We start from the raw sequence: 19,677 nt of genomic DNA, 5'->3' as shown, positions 1-19,677 counted from the left end.
TTTTAAATTATAAATTATTAATTACCAATTGTGTCTTTGCGATTATTCCAACTTTAGTGCATTCGCGGGATTTGTTCTCATGGCAGTCTTTATTTGCCACACGAGGGTAAGCAGCGATACGAAAATTACAATAATTGCCGATATCACGGAAAACATCGCTATCCATGATGAAACGGAAATTTTATAAGCGAAATTTTCGAGGTGTTTGCTTATCACAACATATGAGATCGGAATAGCGGTTAGAAAAGATACGGCTAATAGCATCAGGTATTTATTCAGAAACAGATGCATGATATTGTTTGTCGTAGCACCGTTTACTTTTCGCAACGCAATTTCGCGGTAACGTTGCCGAATATCGAAAACCGAAATTGCAAATAATCCCATACAGGAAACCAGAATAGCTATGATGGAAAATAACAGGTAAACGCGGCTTATCCGTTTGTCTTCTTCATAAAGTTTGGCAATATCGTCTTCCAGTAGGCTGTACGTAAATTCTGCGTCGTTGTTAATTTCCTTGTATAAATTTTCCAAATAAGCTAAAGCTTCTTTCTGTTTTCCGGGAACGAAACGTGCCATTAGGTAATCGAAATGGAAACCGCGTTCAGTGTAAGAAATTACTAATGGTGTGGTCGTTTTGGATAAATGTCCGGTATGAAAATCCTTTATTATACCCACTACCTGATGAATCGGCGCTGTTTCTCCTTCTCTTTTATATTGCGATTCGAGTTTTACCGTTCGAATATCAGTTATTTCAAATAATTTCGCAGCCGATTCATTGATGATGTATTTAAATTCACCGTTCACATCGGTTGAATCCCATAAGCGGCCTTCTTTTAACTGAAAACCGAACATCTTCATGTATTGAGGCGACATCCCGACAGAACTTACGGGTTGATAATTACTTCTGTCGGAACGTTTCATCGGAACTTTCGCTTCCAGATTATACACAGGAAGCCCGAACTCCCAGTCTGAAAATAAAGGCGATTTGTTCATCTTGTCCCTAACAAGAGTCGCATTTTCGCTTATTTTGCGGAATGCTGCTTCCATGTCGGAGCTCCTGAAAGCATTCAGATCACGGTGCATCATTCTTGCCATAATTACATCTTTGGTGTTGTATCCAGGATTGACGGCTAGCATATAATTCAATTGTTTCATAAAAAAGAGAGCAATAACTATCAACCCGAAAGTGATGACATATTGCAGAAACAGGAACGTTTTGCGTGAGGCCAGTGAAACCCCTCGCACATATACAGATTGGAGCGACGCGATGGGCTTTGAATAATGATACCTGAGATAAGGATGTAGTGAGGTTATTAAAGGCAGAAAAATCAGGATTAAAACTGAAAATAAGATACTGAACACAGGGTTTGGTATCACCTCAAAGTTAAGCCGGGTTGATAAATACGATTGTGCTATCTCGATGAAGAACCAGGCTAAAAAGACCGCAATAAGCGTCATCAGGAGATTTTCACCATAGATTTGCCAAAATATTTGTCCTTTACCGGCTCCGAATATTTTTTTTACACCAAACTCCTTTCCGCGTTTCAATGTGATGACCGTATAGATATTGATGAGGTTAAAAAGCCCCACCAACAAGATGAGTATACCTACAACGAGAAGTATTTTCACGGCATCTCTGTTCCCCTTCACAAATACCGAAAGATCATTGTTACGTGTTATTTTCCATACCTCGTGTGTACGGTCGAAGTAAAAATCTTTCAAGGGAAACAACTGAAGACGGACAGGATTGGGAGCGACAGATCTCGACTCGTCTAACTGTCTATTGCTGTCGTTTAATTTCCGCACATCGGCTCCTGTGTGTAATTTGATCAGGGTAAACGCTTGTATAGCCATAAATTGGCGCTGATCCTTGTCAAGGAGAATATCAAAAGCGAGGAACGATTTGGAAGAAGGCTTTCCGGTAACTCCAACCACTTTTAGTTCGTCGCCCGAAGAGTGGGTGAATTTTTTCCCTATTGGATTTTCTTTCCCGAAAAGCTTTTGTGCGAATTTTTCGGTAATGATTGCATCGCTGGGATCAATCATTTTATGGCTTCCGTAACGTATTGGAAACGGTAGAATTTTAAAGAAATTGCTGTCGGCAGCTATTGCTTTTACATTGATACGGTGGTTGCCTGAAACGATAAAGTCTTCTTCGTATGCAAAAAATGTAGTTGTATTTTTTACCGAAGGATTATTCAACAAGGGAGGAAAGGGGATGTTGTCTTCGGCTCGTACAGTAGCTCCACCAAAACGTTTTCGCCCGTCTTCGGGATTCTCTATCGATAAGATGTAAGTGTGTTTCAGATCCGAAGCAAAATGATTTACGGTAGTTTCCTGATTGATATACCTCGTAATAACAATAACACACGCCAGACTTATTGCCAATCCCAACATGTTGACAATTGAATACAGTCTGAATCGGCCTAAAACTCTAAACGGCAATGCTAGTAATTTCATTATTTATCTTATATTTTAATAAATATAGTTTTATTTAATAGACTTTGACTTTACTCTGCCTTCAAACTTTCCACCGGATTGCTCCGCGCCATGCGCCACACGTGCCAGCCAACGGTTAAAAATGTGATAACGGCGACTAATAACAATGCAAGTAAAAACGAGCTTACCGATACATCTATCCGGTAAACAAACTGCTGCAGCCACCGTTCCATCAGCCACCACGCCAACGGCGCGGCAACCACAAATCCCACCGCCAACCACACGAACATCGGTTTCATCAGCAGCCATAAGAGTTGCGGCGTTTTCGCCCCGTTTATTTTTCGGATTCCGATTTCTTTGGTTCGCTGCCGCACGGCGTAAAACGTGATGCCGAACAACCCGAAACAGGTAAGCAGGATGCTGATCAGCGAGTACATGTCGAGCAGGCGCGACATCTCGAAGATTTTGCTGTTGGCTCCAATCATAGTGTCATATACTTCGCCATACATAAAAAAATCATCGGGGTATGCCTGTGCCCAAGCTTGTTTAAGCGATTTTACCACGTTTTTGGTTTCTCCTTTTTGCGTTCGAATATAAATGTTGATGAGTTGCTTTGTTTTATCTTTATATCTTATTATTGCAGGAATAGCTTTGTTTTCCACCGAACCAATGTAAAAATCTTCCACCACTCCGGCTACAACGGCCAACGAGTCATGGTTGTCAATATAACTGCGCAACGAATTACCTACCATATTCTCCGGCGATGTTTCGGCTACATCGGCAAATGTTTTGTTTACGAAAACCGGATGGGGATACTTTTCGTGTGCACTGTCCCAACCAACACCTGAAATCTGATTAAGTTGCAATACTTCGGCAAATCCATCGCTACCGGTAATCAGCAACACATTACTTTTTTGTTCTTCACCGTTCTTTTTCCGGAAAGTGTTTTCACCAACAAATATGGAATTTACTCCACCTTCACTGAAAGCGTAGCTTTGGATGCCTTGAATGCTTTTCAACCGAGACTCGAATGGCACGATGGATTCTTTAGCAAGCGGACTTCCCACCTCAATCACATCCTTGTAACGCTCTATGTCCTTTTCTACCAGATTAACCTGTTTGTTTACCGTTAGTGTTCCGATAATAAGCGCGAAAGCAACGATAAATTGAACCGTCACCATAGCGGCTATCCAACGGTTTTTCCTGGTTACGAAAAACAGGGTGTAATCGCTTCCCGACAGGCGACTGATTTTCCGGCTTATTATTAAGGCGGGAATTACCGTCAGCAGAAAAATCAACAGCATCAGTAACGGGAAAAAGTCCTTGTTGTAGAAATATCTCGATGAAAAATCGACGGCCACTACCTGTTTGAAAACGGGCAATAAATCGTGCATCAGGAACATCGCCAGTACAAACGAGATGAAAACTGTGAGAAACGTATCCAAAAAAATCTGCCACCGCACGTCAACAGGTTTTGCGCCCATCAGTTTTTGCGTATGCAGGGTTCTTACTTGCTGCAACACGCGCGAAAAACTCAAATTCACATAATTGAAAATAGCGATAAGAAGCACTAAAATAGCTGAAATAAACCCGATAAGTAATAAAGTATCTTTTCGGGAATGCAGTTTGGTGTGTCTCGAATTTTCGAAAGAGAGAGCATCGTCGAAATCATAAAAATAATACACTTTGTCTTTCGCTGCTAATTTCTCTTTTCTTACTTTCTGCTCAAATTGCTGCAAATTAGTTCCTTTTGCGAGTTTTAAAAACGTGTTTCCTCCGTCTTTTGTATCCGGATTACAAAATAAAGCATCGAAAGCAATACCCGATTGTTCCCGATTTTTTATTACACCTTCCACCGTGTAATCGTTGTCATTTCCGAAAACTTCGGAAATCCGTATCTGTTTGCCTATCGGATTTTCATCGCCAAAAAACAATTGTGCCTGTTTTTCACTCAGGAGAATGGAGTTGGGATTATTGAAAGCGTTCCAACTTCCGTAAAGCAACTCGAACGGGAAGAACGACGGAAACGAAGCATCTACATTGAGAATGACAGGTGCATCAAACTTTTGGTTATTTACCTCAACATACTTTATAAACGGCGAACCAAACTGCAAAACATCTTCCACTTCAGGATATTTTTGCTTGAGTTGTCCGGCGATTTCCTTTTTCATAAATGCCCATTTGGATCCCGAGTCATCAGAAGATCCCTGCATCACCCACACCAATTGGTCGCGGTTGGGATTGTTTTTCTCGATGCCGTATTCGTAGCTGACGAATGAAATCAACAATGCCGTGCAGGCGATGCCCACGGTAAGGCTGAGCATGGAAATGAGTGTGAACGTTTTGTTACGCCACCAATTCCTGAAAATGAGTTTTAGAGTTGTTTTGAACATATTTTTTTGATTTTTAGAGTGGGTGAAGCGAGTTCCGGCTCGCTTTATTCTTTTCTTAAGCGACTTGGAAGTCGCTTCACCCGTTTATTATTAGTTTTGTCAATAACCGAATTAATTTGGTTTAAGGCATAACAGGCGGTTCGTCCACTTCCCATACCTCGTAAACTTTGTTGGTGTCCACGGCTTCGGTCTGTTCTGTTTTATTCAAAGGCGATTCGTCTTTTGGTTGTTTGTTTTTACCAGTGCAACTTGTCAGTAAAAACAGGCTTGCGAGAGCGAAAAAAATTGTTTTTGTTTGCATTTTTTTTAGATTTTAGAGCCAAGAGTCAATAATAAATAATTAAAAATGAAGAATTAAAAATTAAGACAGCCGGCTGTTGTTTATTTGTATGTTATCCTTTTTATTCTCAGCAATAGACTGACTCATTAGCATATTGGCACGTTAATTCCTTGTTTTTATTCCGATTTCAAACTCTCCACCGGATTGCTTCGCGCCGTGCGCCATACGTGCCAGTTAACGGTTAAAAATGTGATAACGGCGACTAATAACAATGCAAGTAAAAACGAGCTTACCGATACATCTATCCGGTAAACAAACTGTTGCAACCATCTTTCTATAAACCACCACGCTATCGGCACTGCTACCACAAAGGCTATTGCCATCCATATAAATATCGGTTTCATCAGCAACCATAAGAGTTGCGGCGTTTTCGCCCCGTTGATTTTTCGGATACCGATTTCTTTGGTGCGTTGACGAACCGCATAAAATGTGATACCGAACAAGCCGAAACAGGTAAGCAGGATGCTGATAAACGAATACATGTTGAGCAGACGCGACATCTCGAAGATTTTAATGTTGAGTTTGATAAATTCATTATAGGTGTCGATGTAAGTGAACCCGTCATCGGGAAAGGTTTGCCTCCATGCCGATTTAATGGCGGAAAAGGTTTCGGAATCATTCTTGCCGTCGAGCCTGACACGCAATGTGCTGGTGTATCTCGGATCATAAGCATATCGCCCTATCACAAACGACGTTGTTTTTTCTTCTAAGGAATTGAAGTGAAAATCTTCCACTACTCCGGCGATAACGGATACCGAATCTCCCACATCGAAATACTTGGATAAGGGCTCGTTCGTTAACTCCGTTTCCCGTTTGCCCAATATATCGACAAACGTCTTGTTCACCAGTACCGAATATGGATTGATTTGGAATGATGACCTCCAATCGTCTCCCGAAAGTTGCCGGAGATTAAGTATGTCTAATAATTCTTCATCTCCCGAGAGTTGCAGCACCGCCGTTTCAATTTCTTCCCCGGTTTCTTTTCGTAACGTGCCGTGCATAATCCATGAGTTCATCACGGGCAGGTTTCCTATGGAAACACCGGATACGCCGGGAATATTTTTTAACCGGGATGTCAGTTTTTGAAGTTCCTGAATCTCCATCACCCCAGATATCTCTATCAGGTTCCGGTACCGGTTGCCGGTTTGTTTCACCAGGCTTACCTGCCGGTTTGCCGTAAGGGTGGCGATGATCAAAGCGAAAGCAACAACAAACTGCACGGTAATCAACGTGCCAATCCATCGGTTTTTACGGGTAGCGAAAAACAGGCGGTAGTCGCTTCCCGACAGGCGGCTGATTTTCCGGCTCATTATCCAGGCCGGGATCACCGTAAGCACAACAATGAACAGTATCAGTATCGGGTAAAAATCTTTGCTGTAGAAATATCCCGGTGAAAAATCGACCGACACCACCTGGTTGAAAACCGGCAGCAAATCGTGCATCATCAGTATTGCCAATACGAAAGAGATGAGAACGGCAAGGAAGGTGTCCGCAAAAATCTGTATCCGCACATCGGATGCGCGGGCACCCATCAATTTTTGTGTGTGGAGTGCTTTTACCTGTTGCAGGACGCGTGAAAAACTCATGTTCACGTAATTGAACACTGCCGTGAGGAACACCAGGATCGCGGAAATCAGCCCGACGAGCAACAGGCTGTTTTTTCTGTAATGCCAGTAATTGAGTTGTTGCTGGTTATAAGTGGATGAAATGGATTGATCGAACGAATAAAAATAATACTGTCCTCCTGCGAGCGTCGGTATCCGGTCTTTCTTCACCTTTTCTTCAAATTGGGAGCGGTCTGTATGCACCGGCATCATCAACAGTGTGGGACCGCCCCAGTTGTTTTCGGGGTCGCAGACAAGCCCGTCGAAGATAATGGCCGACTGCGTGCGGCTTTTTGTTACTGCCCCAACCGTGTAAACGATTATTTTTTCCGAGCCGAAACCGTCCTCCTTACACACCGTAATCTGTTTTCCCAGAGCGTTTTCGTTGCCGAAAAACTTTTGTGTCTGCTTTTCGCTAAGAACGATCGACTGCGGATTGTGGAAAGCGTTCCATGAACCGTACAGCAGTTCGAACGGAAAGAATTCCGGAAAAGAGGCATCCACGTTGAGAATTTCCATTGGCTCAAGATGTTGGTTGTTCACCTCGATATACTTCATGCCAAAACTGTTCAGTTGCAGGAACCCTTCCATTTCGGGATACTTCTCTTGCAGTTGTTTGGGAACATCGCTGCTCATATACGCCACTTTTTCTCCGGGGTTGGACGGCATATCCTGCATCACCCACACCAGTTTATTGCGGTTGGGATTGTTCTTCTCGATTCCGTATTCGTAGCTGACGAAAGAAATCAGCAGAGCCGTGCAAGCAATACCCACGGTAAGGCTGAGGATGGAAATAAGTGTGAACGTTTTGTTGCGCCACCAATTTCGGAATATTAATTTAAGTGCCGTTTTGAACATATACTTGTTTTTTAGATGATAAAAGTTAAGAGTCAAGACTTTAGACTTTTATTCCGATTTCACCACCTCCGCCGGATTTTGATTTGACGCTCTGTTTACCTGACTAAAAATTGTAAGCAGCACGATAACCGCCACAACCAAACTCACCACCGCAAACATCCACCACGAAATGGAAATGCGATAGGCAAACCCTTGCAGCCAACGGTGCATAAATAATCCGGCCAACGGGAACGCCCCGGCGCACGCTGCAAGCGTAATAATCAGGTACTCGCGAATGAACATCACCATTATCTCGCGCGTTTTCGCTCCCGCCGTTTTGCGAATGGCAATTTCCTTGCGGCGGCGTTGCGTTTCGCGCTGCGACACGGAATAGATGCCGAAAACGGCAATCAGAATACAGAGCAAAGAAACGGTGAGGAAAAGTTTCAACAGATCCTGCTCGGGTTGGCTTAGTTTGTTTAATAAGTCGGTCATTGTTATGAGCGGAATCTTAGAAACCTGAGATTCTTCAATATACTCTTCTAAAATTGAACGGATGGACTGTAGCGTCTCCGTTTCCGTTCCTGGTGTGGAGCGCACGTAATAAATAGTTTCGCGCCACGACGATACGCTTTTCAGTATCATCGGCATAATGGGTTGTTTAAGCCCGATGCCGTGAAAATCACGAAATACGCCAATTATTTCCATCGTTCCCCTACCAGGCCCTTCGGGTGTATAATAATCAAGGTCGATTTCTATTTTCTGCCCAATCGGATCTGTCAGTTGCATTACGCGGGCAGCCTCTTCATTGATTAACGTTTTGGCAACATCCGTCTTCCAATCAGCTTCCGTAAAATCGCGTCCTTGTATTATTTCCAATCCGAAAAATGAGGCAAAATTCAACCCCACATCCACTGTCTGGAAAAAAGGCCTGTAATCGGGTTGCCTGCCTTCCCAATTCACATTGTTTTGAGAAAAAGGTCCAGCTTCGTTGCTAACTGTGAATAATTCGGTGGGGCAAATTTCTTCAACGGTGGCCAATTGCTTAATCTCCTCAAGAATAACTTTTTTATTGGGACCTCCCATAACGCCTACCTGAATGGTGTTTTTTGTTTGTATTCCCCAATCGGAAGTTTGCATAAATCGCACTTGTCTCCAAAAAGCAAGAGCACTCATCATAAAAAATGCGCCGACAAGACAAGCAGTTGAACGGCCATACTTATTTTCCCCGCAGACAGTGTTCTTTGCATTTGAACACGGGTAATGTTTTTCCTGAAAGATGTTTTTTGGAGAAATCGGTAAAGGGATACAAAAACGATACTGCAAAGCGAAACACCCACTATGGCGATAGTCTCAAAAAGTATTCCGAACAATTGATGTTTCAGGATAACGGTTTGAAACACTTTCTCGAAAGATGATGCAGTTAATTCGGCAACAGATAAGGATAAGAGGATAACAAACAAGATTAACAAACCAATTTCTACAAAAAGTTGTACAAAAAGATTTCGGGTGTGTGCCCCCGACACTTTACGAAGATTCATTTCGCGCGTTCGTTGCACTATACTGTTGATAAGAATGTTCAGGTAGTTAAAGAAAACCGATAAAATCAGCAACACGCCGACAAACAGGAATGTGTGTATGTAGGTTAAATTGAGGCTGTTATGTTGTTCAAACACGTTTCCTGCTTGTTGAATGTCGTACTTAACGGTTCTCAATGGGCTTATCGCGAACAACAAATTAGTGTTTAAATCATTATCGACCGCGTAGCTGCGCAATTTTTCTTCAAAAGCCTTTCTGTTTGCGTTTTTATGCAACTGAACATACAGTTGTGTTTGATAGAAGCTCGTCCATTGAATTTTTTCTTCCGACTCACTTGATATCGCCCTTACGTTTATATCGGCAATATAACACTGCGCTTGAAAGTTTGAATTGACAGGTGGATTTTTTATCACCGCTTTTATGACGTAGCTGTTTTTGTAGGTTGATATAAACATTTTACCGAGAGCTTCTTCGGGTGTATTGAAGAACTTTCGGGCGAAATCTTCCGTAACTACCATATCGGCTATCTCTTTTTCCAAAAACAAATCGTCGTCCAACGAACCGCAAATTACTATTGGAGGGAACATTTTGAAGAAGTTCTCATCAACATTCTCGATATCCCGAATTTCCAACCTTTCGTTTTCGTAAGTAAACGATATAGAAAACTGATCGTACAGAACGGCAATTTTCTCCACTTCGGGAAACCCATTTTTTATCTTGGCAACTGCCAAATAAGGGATTTTTGCGTTTTGATTCATCGTGTTTTTCTCAATGCCATACACTCGATAAATCCTGCCCGAATTAGGATAAAAACCGTCATACGATGTTTCGTATTTATACCAATGGTATCCGTACGCGAAAAACACCACGCCGATGGTCAATCCCAATACACTGATGATGGTTTGGGTTTTGTATTTCAGGAGATTTCTCCACGCGATTTTTAGATAATGTAACAGCATATATTTTTAATTACAAATTATTAATTACCAAATACTAAATAGACTGTTAGAAGTCCGAAAACCGAAGTTTGCAGCCGGCGGTTTGATAAATTTTCAAACTTTAAACCTTAAACTTACTAATAATTACCAACTCAGCACTTAAAACTATTTTATTACCAGTTCCTCCACATCGCCAAAATTAGCGTATCCACTCACCACCACGCGGTCGCCGGCTTGCAGTCCGCTCACTATTTCGTACTGCACCGGATTTTGCCGACCAACGCTGATGGGTGTTTTCACTGCCCTGTCGCCCGATTTGTTCAACTTATAAATCCACTGTCCGCCGGTGGTTTGGAAAAAATCGCCGCGTGGAATGACGATGGCCGTTTCCGGTTGTCCCAGCTCCACCTGCACCCGGAAACTTTTGCCAATGCGTACGTTGTCGGGCATGGTCTCCGTAAACACCAAATCCACATCAAATTGCCGGTCTTTCACTTCGGGAACGACTTTCGACACGCGTAGCGGATATTTCTTTCCCTGATAGGTTACCGATGCAGGCAATCCCACCTGTACGCGGTCGATGTAATACTCGCTCAATCGGGTATGTATCTTGAAATTGTCCATCACTTTTATTTCGCCAATGCTTTCCGATTGTCCCACCCGCAGGCCGAGCGTAACGTTGAGGAAACTCAATTGTCCGTCCATCGGGGCGCGCACAATTAAATTATCCATTCGTCCGCGGGCGTGTGAGGTGGTTTTTCGTACCCGCTCGAGGTCGTTGTCCATCAGCGTTCGGCGCAGGTGTGTGGCGGCGCTGTCTTGTCTTAGCCCGTCTAATTGCAGGGCGGTGCTTTGGGTTTTGTAGGTAAATTCTTCGCGTTGCACATTGAGTTGCGCCTTGCTTTTTACACCCATCTTAAATTCTTCTTCGCCCAGCGCGAAGTCTTTTTGCAAACGGCTCAGTTCGTATCGCGCCTGAAGTGTTTGCTGCTTGAGCAGGATGGTTTTCTGCTCCATTTCCAGCTTTTTCTCCTCGTAGAGGATACGCTGTTTTTCCCATTCGGCTTGCTGCTCTTCGATGATGCGCTCTAATTCGGGATTTTGCAACACAAGAATCACGTCGCCTTTTTTCAGCATCGCGCCTTCTTCGGCAATCACTTCCTGTACCATTCCGCTTTCCAGCGCGTTGAGCTTGATGGTTTGGATGGGCTGCACGATGCCTTCGGCATCCACGTAATCGAGAAACGGCGCTTCCGCCACGTCGGCAATCGCGATTTTTTCGTTGTCCACACGCAGTTTTCGTCCGCCCGATACGCTCACGATAACAAATACGAGGAACGCCACAAACGCCGCTCCGGCAAGCAGGTGGTATTTGTATTTTTGGAAAAACGAACGTTTGGGCAAGCGTTTGTCCATAGCGCTGTCGCGGGATTCGTGGAAAGAGTTATCGGTTCTAAGTTTTGAGTTCTGAGTTTCGAGTTCCGGGTTGTTCATTTTTATGTTGGCCATTGGCGTTAAAAGTCTATTATCTGAAATCTGTATGAAAAAACAAAGTTGTACTTTAGATATTCATGAAAAAACAAAGCTATACTTTAGATATTCATGAAAAATAATGTATCTTTGTAACGGTTTTACCTTATTATTCACAAAAAACAAATCAGAATGTTATCACGAAAAATAACAATTCAGGATATAGAGAACGAAAGCATTTTTCTTTGGGGTGCGCGGCAAACCGGTAAGAGTACGCTGCTGAAAATGCTGTTTCCCGACAAACGAATCATCGATTTGTTGAAATCGGATGAATTTGAACGTTATAACCGCCGTCCGGCACTGTTACGCGAAGAACTAAGCCTGTTCGTAAACGAGTTGGTTATCATCGACGAAATTCAGAAAATCCCTGCTTTACTTGACGAAGTGCATTGGTTGATAAGCAATCATAATCTTCGTTTTATCCTGAGCGGCTCCAGTGCACGCAAGTTACGCCGAAGCGGTGTGAATTTGCTTGGAGGCAGAGCTATTCGAAAGCACTTGTATCCGTTTGTCAGCGCCGAAATTCCCGATTTCGACCTTGTAAAAGCCTGCAATAACGGTATGCTGCCGCGCCACTATTTAGTGGAAAACGCCACAAACCGGCTTCACGCTTACGTGGGCGATTATTTGCAACAGGAAATAAAAGCCGAAGCACTTACGCGAAACCTGAATACTTTTTCTCGGTTTATGGAGATTGCGGCTTTGAGCAATGGTGAAATTCTCAATTACAACAACATTGCTTCGGAATGCGGCGTGAGTGCACCTACAGTGAAAGAGTATTTTTCTATTTTGGAAGAAACGCTGATAGGTTATACCATTCCCGCTTTTACCCGAAACGTGAAACGTCGTGTTATCCAATCTCCCAAGTTTTACTATTTTGATGTAGGCATTGCTAATTTTCTTCTCAAAAGAACTGAGATAAACCCCGGTTCACCCGAATTTGGACATGCTTTCGAACATTTAATCATGCAAGAACTTATAGCCTACCTTGGTTATTTCAAGCCTCAACTCAGCTTGTCCTATTGGCGCACAACATCGGGTTACGAAGTGGACGCCATTATCGGAAATGCCGAAACAGCCATTGAAATAAAATCATCCGACGAAGTGCAATCGCATCACACAAAGGGATTAAAGGCATTTTCGGAAGAATTTCCCGATTGCCGGCTGATTATTGTTTCGTTGGATAAAAATCCGCGAAGGATGAACAATGTGGAGATTTATCCCGTGTTACAATTCTTGTCGATGCTTTGGAGCGGCGATTTCTTTTGATCAGATCAATTTTCGCTTATATTATTATTTCAATTTTTGAAGTAGAGCAACGCTTTGCTGTACCGGTTTTATTTAATTAAACTATAAAAATTGTCTTCCGTCTTCTGACATCTGTACTCTATTTTCTGTACTGACACATTCAAAATCGGACTATTCTTCTCAAAATCCCATCCCGTGATGCTCCGCAATCCGTAATAGAGGCTCCAGTAGTTTTGCAGTTCGCGGATATAGTCGCGTTGCGAACGGTCTTTTTCGGCAGTGGCGGCGTTGAGGTCGAGAACGGTGGATTTGCCTAATAAATAAAGACGGTAGGCCACATCGTTCCGGCGAGCGGCACGTACCGATGTTTTCTGCGCGATAGCCACTTTATCGGCTTGCAGGTTAAACTGCTTCACAAGTTTTATCACGTTGGAATCAAAATCGGTTCGCGCTTGCGCAATGTCTATTTTTACTTTTTCGAGGTTGCTTTTTGCCACTTCCACCCGTCCGCGCCCCACGCCCCAATCCAAAATCGGGATGCGAATGCCCAAACTAGCCAATTGCTGGTTAAGCGGATTGTGATAGACGTTGGCAAAACTGCGGTCGGTTTGCGACAAGCCGAACTGCATATACAAATCAGCCTTAAATCCTCGCGAAGCTTTGGCATAGGCCACCGCACTTTCGCTTTGAAGTTTTTGCAAGGCAAGCAGCTCCATGTCGGGACTGTTTTGGCGCGCAAGTTGTAGCGCATCGTCCACGGGAACAGTAAAATGGGGCACTGCTTCACTCACTTCCGCCACCATTTCCATGTTTTCCGTAATTCCCAAAAAACTGCGTAAATCCTGTATTCGGTCGTCCATTTCAATGCGGGCATTCAGGCGATTGGTTTGTTCCGAAAGGTAATTGATTTCCAGTTGCAGCATCTCGTTTTCGGTTATGGTGCCTATTTCGTAACGTCCTTTGGCGTAAGTATAAAGGGTATCGGCATTGGCGTAATTGTAGTTTGCCGAACGTAAATTGCTTTGCGCCGTAGCCAACTGAAAAAATTTCATTGCCGCCTCCGAAGCCACTAATTCGAGCGTTTCGGCGTAGTGTTTTTGTGCTGTGCTGTATCGTACAGGCTCGATGCGCTTATTCCATTTCAGGTAGTTGTAACCGAACAGATTTTGCGAATATCCGACGACCACGGGCGTGGATTTGAACGAGTATTGGTTTTCGGAGAAAATATCCAATCGCTGCAAACCGCTCTGTACGAACACGCTACCTCCAAGTGGGGCAATATTTTGATTGATGGTCATTGAGCCGTCGTTGAGCAATTGGTTGCGGTGTACAAAACTATCGGTTCCATCGGGCAGCGTAACCGGACTGATGGACCGGTTGAGCTGCGAATTGGACGAGAACGTCAGGCTGGGCAGGTAATCGGCCTTGAACGACCGCCAATTCCAATAAGCCGCCCGGTATTGATGGCGTGCCGCCACCGCCTGCGGCGACTGCTTCCGGGCAAGCGCCACCGCTTCGTCCAATGTGAGCCGAAGTGTGTCTTGAGCTGCTGCCAAATGCCCGAAGGCAAACAAGGAGAGAATGACGATGATTTGTTTCATATAAAAAACAAATAACAAAAGTTGTACCAAAGGCGTATGTATAAGATAATTAGATTATTACGATTTTAATGTTTTTTGCAAAAAGTGTGGAATCGCACAAATTGAGTTCGATTTCGCACAGTTTTGTAAAGATATATTGTTTACATTTGTGGTGGGAATTAAGTTTAATGTTTAAAGTCTAATGAATGTTTAGGGTAAAAGTTGTGTAAATTTAAACAACAAATCCTGCAAATTTAAAGTTGGAGTTCTGTAAATTTAAAGTTGTGGTCCTGTAAATTTAAAGTTATAGTCCTGTATTTTTAAAATATTAAGTATCTTTGCATCCAAAACAATCTAAAAAACAATAAACTATGATGGTTAATCGGGAAATAGCAGGTGCTATGAAACAACTTGCAGAAAAATATCCCATTATCGCACTTACGGGACCAAGACAATCAGGCAAAACAACGTTGCTAAAAGAGATGTTTTCGGATTACAGGTATGTGAACCTTGAAAATCCGGATACGCGAAATTTTGCGGAAACCGATCCGCAAAGTTTTTTAAACCAGTATGGTAAATATGTTATTTTTGATGAAGTGCAGCGCGTACCGCATTTGTTTTCATATATTCAATCCATTGTTGACGATAGCAGAATAATGGGGCAATTTATTTTTTCGGGTTCGCAAAACTTTCATCTGATGCAAAACATCACGCAAAGTTTGGCGGGTAGAGTTGCCATTTTTCGGCTTTTTCCGTTCGATTTTCAAGAATTGACAAATGCGGAACTACTTCAACCAGAATACGCGGAATATTTGAAAAAAGGTTTTTACCCTGCTATTTACGACCGAAATATCAAGCCTTCGGATTTTTATCCGAACTACATCGAAACCTACATTCAGCGCGATGTGAGCGAATTGATTGCCATCAAGGATATGAGCCTTTTCCAAAAGTTTTTGACATTGTGTGCAACTCGTGCAGGGCAGATCTTGAATATGAGCAACTTGGCAAAAGAATGTGGCATTTCGTCGCCAACAGTAAAGGCGTGGCTGTCGGCATTAGAAAACAGTTACATCATTTTTCTGCTGAGACCCTTTTACAACAATTTTAGCAAACGCATTGTCAAATCTCCCAAGCTTTATTTCTACGACACAGGGTTATTAAGTAATCTGCTAAAAATAAATGACGTATCGAAAATTGAAAATCAATCCATAAAGGGCACATTGTTTGAAAATATGATTATTTCGCAATACGTAAAGCGTCTGCATCATAAAAATGAAAAACAAATAGAGCCGTGGTTTTGGCGGGATTCGGAAGGCAACGAGGTGGACATGGTACTCGAAAAGTCGCAGCAAACTGAAATTGTAGAAATCAAAGCAACACAGACCATTATGCCGGATTTGTTTAAGGGATTAAATTATTACGCTGCACTCGCAAAAGAAACGAAACTCACAAAAACATTGATTTACGGCGGAAACGAAAGGCAAAACCGTACCGTAGCACAAATTGTGCCGTGGAATGAAACAGATGTTTGATAAGTTTTTTAATTCGACAACCATGACAACCAAACAAGGAAAAATACTCATCGTTGACGATAACGAAGACATTCTCTTCGCTCTTAATCTACTGCTGCAACCGCACGTGGAAAAGGTAAAAGTCACAACACAACCCGAACGCATCGCTCATTTCATAGAAACGTTCGCTCCTGACGTGATTTTACTCGACATGAACTTTACGAAAGATGCAGATAGCGGACATGAAGGTTTTTTCTGGCTAAAAAAGATAAAGGAAACCGATTCCGATGCGGTGGTGATTTTCGTAACTGCCTATTCCGATACTGAGAAAGCGGTGCAAGCAATTAAAGCCGGCGCTACCGATTTTATTCCCAAACCGTGGGCAAAGGACAAATTGCTGGCCACGGTGGCTTCGGGCGTGGAATTACGCCGTAAACGTACAGAAGTTTCGCAACTGAAAAAACAAGTGGCGGCTCTTGAGAGCAACCTTTCGTTTCCCGAAGTTATCGGAGAAAGCCAAGTAATGCAATCCTTGTTTGAAACCATCGACAAACTGAAAAATGCCGATGCCAACATACTGATCCTGGGTGAAAACGGAACGGGGAAAGACCTGATTGCCAACCTGCTTTATTGTTGCTCACCACGCGCCGGCAAGCCGTTTGTGCATATCGATTTAGGCGCTATTCCCGAAACACTGTTCGAAAGCGAACTTTTTGGATACGAAAAAGGGGCGTTTACCGATGCTAAGAAGGAAAAAGCCGGACGGTTTGAAATTGCATCGGGCGGAACACTTTTTCTGGACGAAATCGGAAATCTCACGCCAGCAACGCAAATGAAGTTGTTAACAGCTATCGAAAAACAACAAATAATGCGTCTTGGCGGCACTTCTCCCATACACATAAACGTACGTTTGCTTTGCGCCACAAATGTCGATATTCACGAAATGGTTGCTCGTAGCTATTTTCGGCAAGATTTGCTCTATCGCATCAATACTATCGAGTTGCATATTCCGCCATTGCGTGAGCGTGGAAAAGATATTGAACTACTTGCCGGTCACTTTTTACATCGCTTCGCGAAAAAATACAAGAAAGACATCCGGTGCATTTCTACATCTGCGTTGCGGAAACTAAACGCATACAACTGGCCGGGCAACGTGCGCGAATTGCAGCACGCTATGGAACGCGCTGTGATTTTGGCATCGGGATATACGCTTTCTGCCGATGACTTTATGCTGAAACCGGCGCCGGTGCGAAAAACGAAATCCGAGAACCTGAATTTGGAAGAACTGGAACAATCAGCCATCGAAAAAGCCCTCGAACAAGCTGACGGAAACATGAATCAAGCAGCAGAATTGCTGGGTATTTCGAGATTTACCTTATATCGGAAAATAGATAAATATAAACAACGATGAAGTTCAAGTCCAAGCACCTCTTTTCCCTGAAAATCACCACGATTGTGTTGTCATCGTTGATTGTAGCGTGGATTTACCTGAAAGGATTTATCTTCTCGTCAGCAATAATATTGGTTGCAATTGTGGCGGTTGCGGTTTCAATGTATTTAGATCGCAAAAAACTGATCAGTCGCATGGAACAATTGATTGCAGGTATTCGTCATTCCGACTTCTCTACACACTTTGTCAGTTCTGGAGCTAACGATGAGATCAATCTCCTTTCGCAAGAAATGAACGAAGCACTCGATATTTTTCGTTCCCGTACGCACGATGCCATGATGGACGAAGCCGAGTCACAAGCGTGGCAAAAACTTATCAGTGTGCTCACGCACGAAATCATGAACAGTATCACGCCCATTATTTCTCTTTCCGAAACGCTCAACGAACGCAAAATGCCAGATGATACCGATCCCGAAGCGTATCGCATCATGAAACAGGGGATGGAAACCATCCACCGACGTAGCAAAGGATTACTTTCGTTCATCGAAAATTACCGCAAACTTACACACTTGCCGCAACCTACCGTTCAGCCTATTCACGTGCAGTCGATGCTCAAATCGATGCAACAACTGGTTGGTCCCGGCGGTATTCAATTTGCCTATTCTGTTTATCCCGATCAGCTTATTCTAAAGGCCGACAAGGGCATGACGGATCAATTGTTGCTCAATCTGCTAAAAAACGCCCACGAAGCTTGCGTTACACAACCTAAATCTAAAATAGAGGTAAAAGCCGAAAAGATAGGCGGCGAAATCCATATTTCGGTTTCGGATAACGGTCAAGGTATTTCATCCGAAGCCATGGAGAAAATTTTCATTCCCTTTTATTCTACAAAACCTACCGGATCCGGCATAGGTCTTAGTATTTGCCGACAAATAATGTTGCGCCACAAAGGGAAAATAGTGGTAAGATCGGAAAAAGGTGGAAGTAAATTTACAATGATTTTTCCGGATTAACTCAGGTATCCAGGTAAATGGCATTTCCCTAAAATCAGATGATATATGTTTTACAGCATAAAGGTTGTTTTTTAACTTAAAATATTTTGCTGATTCGATACAGCAAGATATTTTTGTGGAGAAAAACAATAACTGTTGTGGATGAAAAGCCTAGAGATAGAGTTTCCTTAAAGGATTTGGCCAACCACATCGGCGTATCCAAAACGTTGGTTTCAGCTGTTTTAAACGGAAAAGCCAAGCAATACAGGATAAGCGAGGAGACGGCTACTTTGGTAAAACGAGCGGCCAGGGAGTTACAATATTCACCCAATATGGTTGCCAAAGGATTGCGTACCGGTAACTCTCAACTCATCGGGTTAATCGTGACGGATATTTCAAATCCTTTCTACTCAACGATTTCGCGTATCATTGAAAACAAAACCAACGAAATTAATTACAAGGTCATTTTCGGCAGTTCCGATGAGAGTTTAGTAAAAACCAGACAACTGATCGATGTCATGCTTGACAAGGGTGTTGCTGGATTAATCATCGTTCCGTGCGAGGGATCACAAGGCATGATCGCCGAATTACACAAGAAAAATATTCCTGTTGTACTTATCGACAGGTATTTCCCTGAACTGGAGGTAAGTTATTCGTGCCTGAACAATTTCAATGCGACTAAACAGGCTACGATGCATTTAATTGAACAAGGGTACAGAAATATTGCGTTAATCTCTTATAAATCTGGATTGAGTAACATCAGAGACCGTATTCTCGGGTATAAGGAAACCATGAATAACCATGAGCTTGGCGAATACGTTAACGTGAAAAGCGTAAATATTGATCATCCGCTTCCCGAAGTTGAAAAAGCACTTGATTATTTAGTCAATAGAAAGAATGCGGAAGCCGTAATTTTTATTACAAATGCCTTGTTGGTAGCCGGCCTGCGTAGTTTAAACAAATTGAATAAGCGGATTCCCGACGATGTGGCAGTGGTAGGATTCTATGGTAGTGAGTTGTTCGACTTGTACTATTCTCCGATAACGTATATCAAGCAACCGATTGATATGATTACGGAGGAAGCGGTTAATACCTTGATAGATAAGATAAAATATGGGGAGAACCGTAAGTTTTCCAAGACGTTTATCGAACCGGAACTGATTATACAGCATTCATCCATCAAAATGGATAACGTATAAAACTTAATTTTTTCTTAATAAAAACGTATAGGATTGGTAACATTATTTTTATTTTTTTGTACCTGAAGGGTTTGGAAGTCATGTTGTTTTTTTACCACATAGCTGAATCGTTTTAGCATTTCTGCGATTAAAAAGAT

The 19,677-nt window shown here is 42.7% G+C and carries 13 protein-coding genes; 5 read left to right on the top strand and 8 right to left on the bottom strand.

Annotated elements, in window-relative coordinates; translation table 11 throughout:
• Positions 1-42: 42 nt before the first annotated feature.
• The 7 genes from KCV26_03785 to KCV26_03755 form a co-directional block, all read right to left on the bottom strand.
• Positions 43-2,460, bottom strand: coding sequence for an ABC transporter permease (locus KCV26_03785; GenBank protein WZX37514.1), 2,418 nt, complete (start codon positions 2,458-2,460; stop codon positions 43-45).
• Positions 2,461-2,510: 50 nt separating this feature from the next.
• Entirely contained in the window at positions 2,511-4,832 is a 2,322-nt protein-coding gene (locus KCV26_03780) for an ABC transporter permease (GenBank protein ID WZX37513.1), read from the bottom strand.
• 121 nt (positions 4,833-4,953) lie between these two features.
• Complete coding sequence (locus KCV26_03775) at positions 4,954-5,133, bottom strand: hypothetical protein (protein ID WZX37512.1); 180 nt, start codon at positions 5,131-5,133, stop codon at positions 4,954-4,956.
• 155 nt (positions 5,134-5,288) lie between these two features.
• Positions 5,289-7,634, bottom strand: a complete 2,346-nt coding sequence (locus KCV26_03770) for an ABC transporter permease (GenBank protein WZX37511.1) — start codon at positions 7,632-7,634, stop codon at positions 5,289-5,291.
• Positions 7,635-7,682: 48 nt separating this feature from the next.
• Entirely contained in the window at positions 7,683-8,753 is a 1,071-nt protein-coding gene (locus KCV26_03765; protein ID WZX37510.1) for an FtsX-like permease family protein, read from the bottom strand.
• 35 nt (positions 8,754-8,788) lie between these two features.
• A complete protein-coding gene (locus tag KCV26_03760) occupies positions 8,789-10,111 on the bottom strand; it encodes an ABC transporter permease (GenBank protein ID WZX37509.1) in 1,323 nt (440 codons plus the stop codon).
• A 144-nt stretch (positions 10,112-10,255) separates the two neighbouring features.
• Complete coding sequence (locus tag KCV26_03755) at positions 10,256-11,506, bottom strand: HlyD family efflux transporter periplasmic adaptor subunit (protein ID WZX38315.1); 1,251 nt, start codon at positions 11,504-11,506, stop codon at positions 10,256-10,258.
• A 246-nt stretch (positions 11,507-11,752) separates the two neighbouring features.
• Here KCV26_03755 and KCV26_03750 point away from each other — a divergent pair, with 246 nt between their 5' ends.
• Complete coding sequence (locus KCV26_03750) at positions 11,753-12,889, top strand: ATP-binding protein (GenBank protein ID WZX37508.1); 1,137 nt, start codon at positions 11,753-11,755, stop codon at positions 12,887-12,889.
• A 68-nt stretch (positions 12,890-12,957) separates the two neighbouring features.
• Here KCV26_03750 and KCV26_03745 read toward each other — a convergent pair whose 3' ends face one another.
• Positions 12,958-14,469: a TolC family protein gene (locus KCV26_03745; GenBank protein WZX37507.1), complete on the bottom strand. Its 1,512-nt coding sequence runs from the start codon at positions 14,467-14,469 to the stop codon at positions 12,958-12,960.
• Between the two features lie 350 nt (positions 14,470-14,819).
• Here KCV26_03745 and KCV26_03740 point away from each other — a divergent pair, with 350 nt between their 5' ends.
• The 4 genes from KCV26_03740 (at position 14,820) to KCV26_03725 (ending at position 19,540) form a co-directional block, all read left to right on the top strand.
• A complete protein-coding gene (locus KCV26_03740; GenBank protein WZX37506.1) occupies positions 14,820-15,980 on the top strand; it encodes an ATP-binding protein in 1,161 nt (386 codons plus the stop codon).
• 22 nt (positions 15,981-16,002) lie between these two features.
• Positions 16,003-17,370 carry a sigma-54-dependent Fis family transcriptional regulator gene (locus KCV26_03735; protein ID WZX38314.1) on the top strand — a complete coding sequence of 456 codons (1,368 nt, stop codon included), beginning with the start codon at positions 16,003-16,005 and terminating at the stop codon, positions 17,368-17,370.
• Positions 17,367-18,362, top strand: a complete 996-nt coding sequence (locus tag KCV26_03730) for a HAMP domain-containing histidine kinase (protein WZX37505.1) — start codon at positions 17,367-17,369, stop codon at positions 18,360-18,362. The genes KCV26_03735 and KCV26_03730 overlap by 4 nt, the downstream gene beginning before the upstream one ends.
• 137 nt (positions 18,363-18,499) lie before the next feature.
• Positions 18,500-19,540: a LacI family DNA-binding transcriptional regulator gene (locus tag KCV26_03725; protein ID WZX37504.1), complete on the top strand. Its 1,041-nt coding sequence runs from the start codon at positions 18,500-18,502 to the stop codon at positions 19,538-19,540.
• Positions 19,541-19,677 lie beyond the last annotated feature (137 nt).

Source organism: Petrimonas sulfuriphila, assembly GCA_038561985.1.
Classification (GTDB): domain Bacteria; phylum Bacteroidota; class Bacteroidia; order Bacteroidales; family Dysgonomonadaceae; genus Petrimonas; species Petrimonas sulfuriphila.
This window is presented reverse-complemented; position numbering and strand designations above follow the sequence as displayed.

Excerpts from the sequence above, each read along its gene's own strand:
- KCV26_03785 (WZX37514.1), bottom strand. The coding sequence starts at position 2,460 with ATGAAATTACTAGCATTGCCGTTTAGAGTTTTAGGCCGATTCAGACTG.
- KCV26_03780 (WZX37513.1), bottom strand. The coding sequence starts at position 4,832 with ATGTTCAAAACAACTCTAAAACTCATTTTCAGGAATTGGTGGCGTAAC.
- KCV26_03775 (WZX37512.1), bottom strand. The coding sequence starts at position 5,133 with ATGCAAACAAAAACAATTTTTTTCGCTCTCGCAAGCCTGTTTTTACTG.
- KCV26_03770 (WZX37511.1), bottom strand. The coding sequence starts at position 7,634 with ATGTTCAAAACGGCACTTAAATTAATATTCCGAAATTGGTGGCGCAAC.
- KCV26_03765 (WZX37510.1), bottom strand. The coding sequence starts at position 8,753 with ATGCAAACTTCCGATTGGGGAATACAAACAAAAAACACCATTCAGGTA.
- KCV26_03760 (WZX37509.1), bottom strand. The coding sequence starts at position 10,111 with ATGCTGTTACATTATCTAAAAATCGCGTGGAGAAATCTCCTGAAATAC.
- KCV26_03755 (WZX38315.1), bottom strand. The coding sequence starts at position 11,506 with ATGGACAAACGCTTGCCCAAACGTTCGTTTTTCCAAAAATACAAATAC.
- KCV26_03750 (WZX37508.1), top strand. The coding sequence starts at position 11,753 with ATGTTATCACGAAAAATAACAATTCAGGATATAGAGAACGAAAGCATT.
- KCV26_03745 (WZX37507.1), bottom strand. The coding sequence starts at position 14,469 with ATGAAACAAATCATCGTCATTCTCTCCTTGTTTGCCTTCGGGCATTTG.
- KCV26_03740 (WZX37506.1), top strand. The coding sequence starts at position 14,820 with ATGATGGTTAATCGGGAAATAGCAGGTGCTATGAAACAACTTGCAGAA.
- KCV26_03735 (WZX38314.1), top strand. The coding sequence starts at position 16,003 with ATGACAACCAAACAAGGAAAAATACTCATCGTTGACGATAACGAAGAC.
- KCV26_03730 (WZX37505.1), top strand. The coding sequence starts at position 17,367 with ATGAAGTTCAAGTCCAAGCACCTCTTTTCCCTGAAAATCACCACGATT.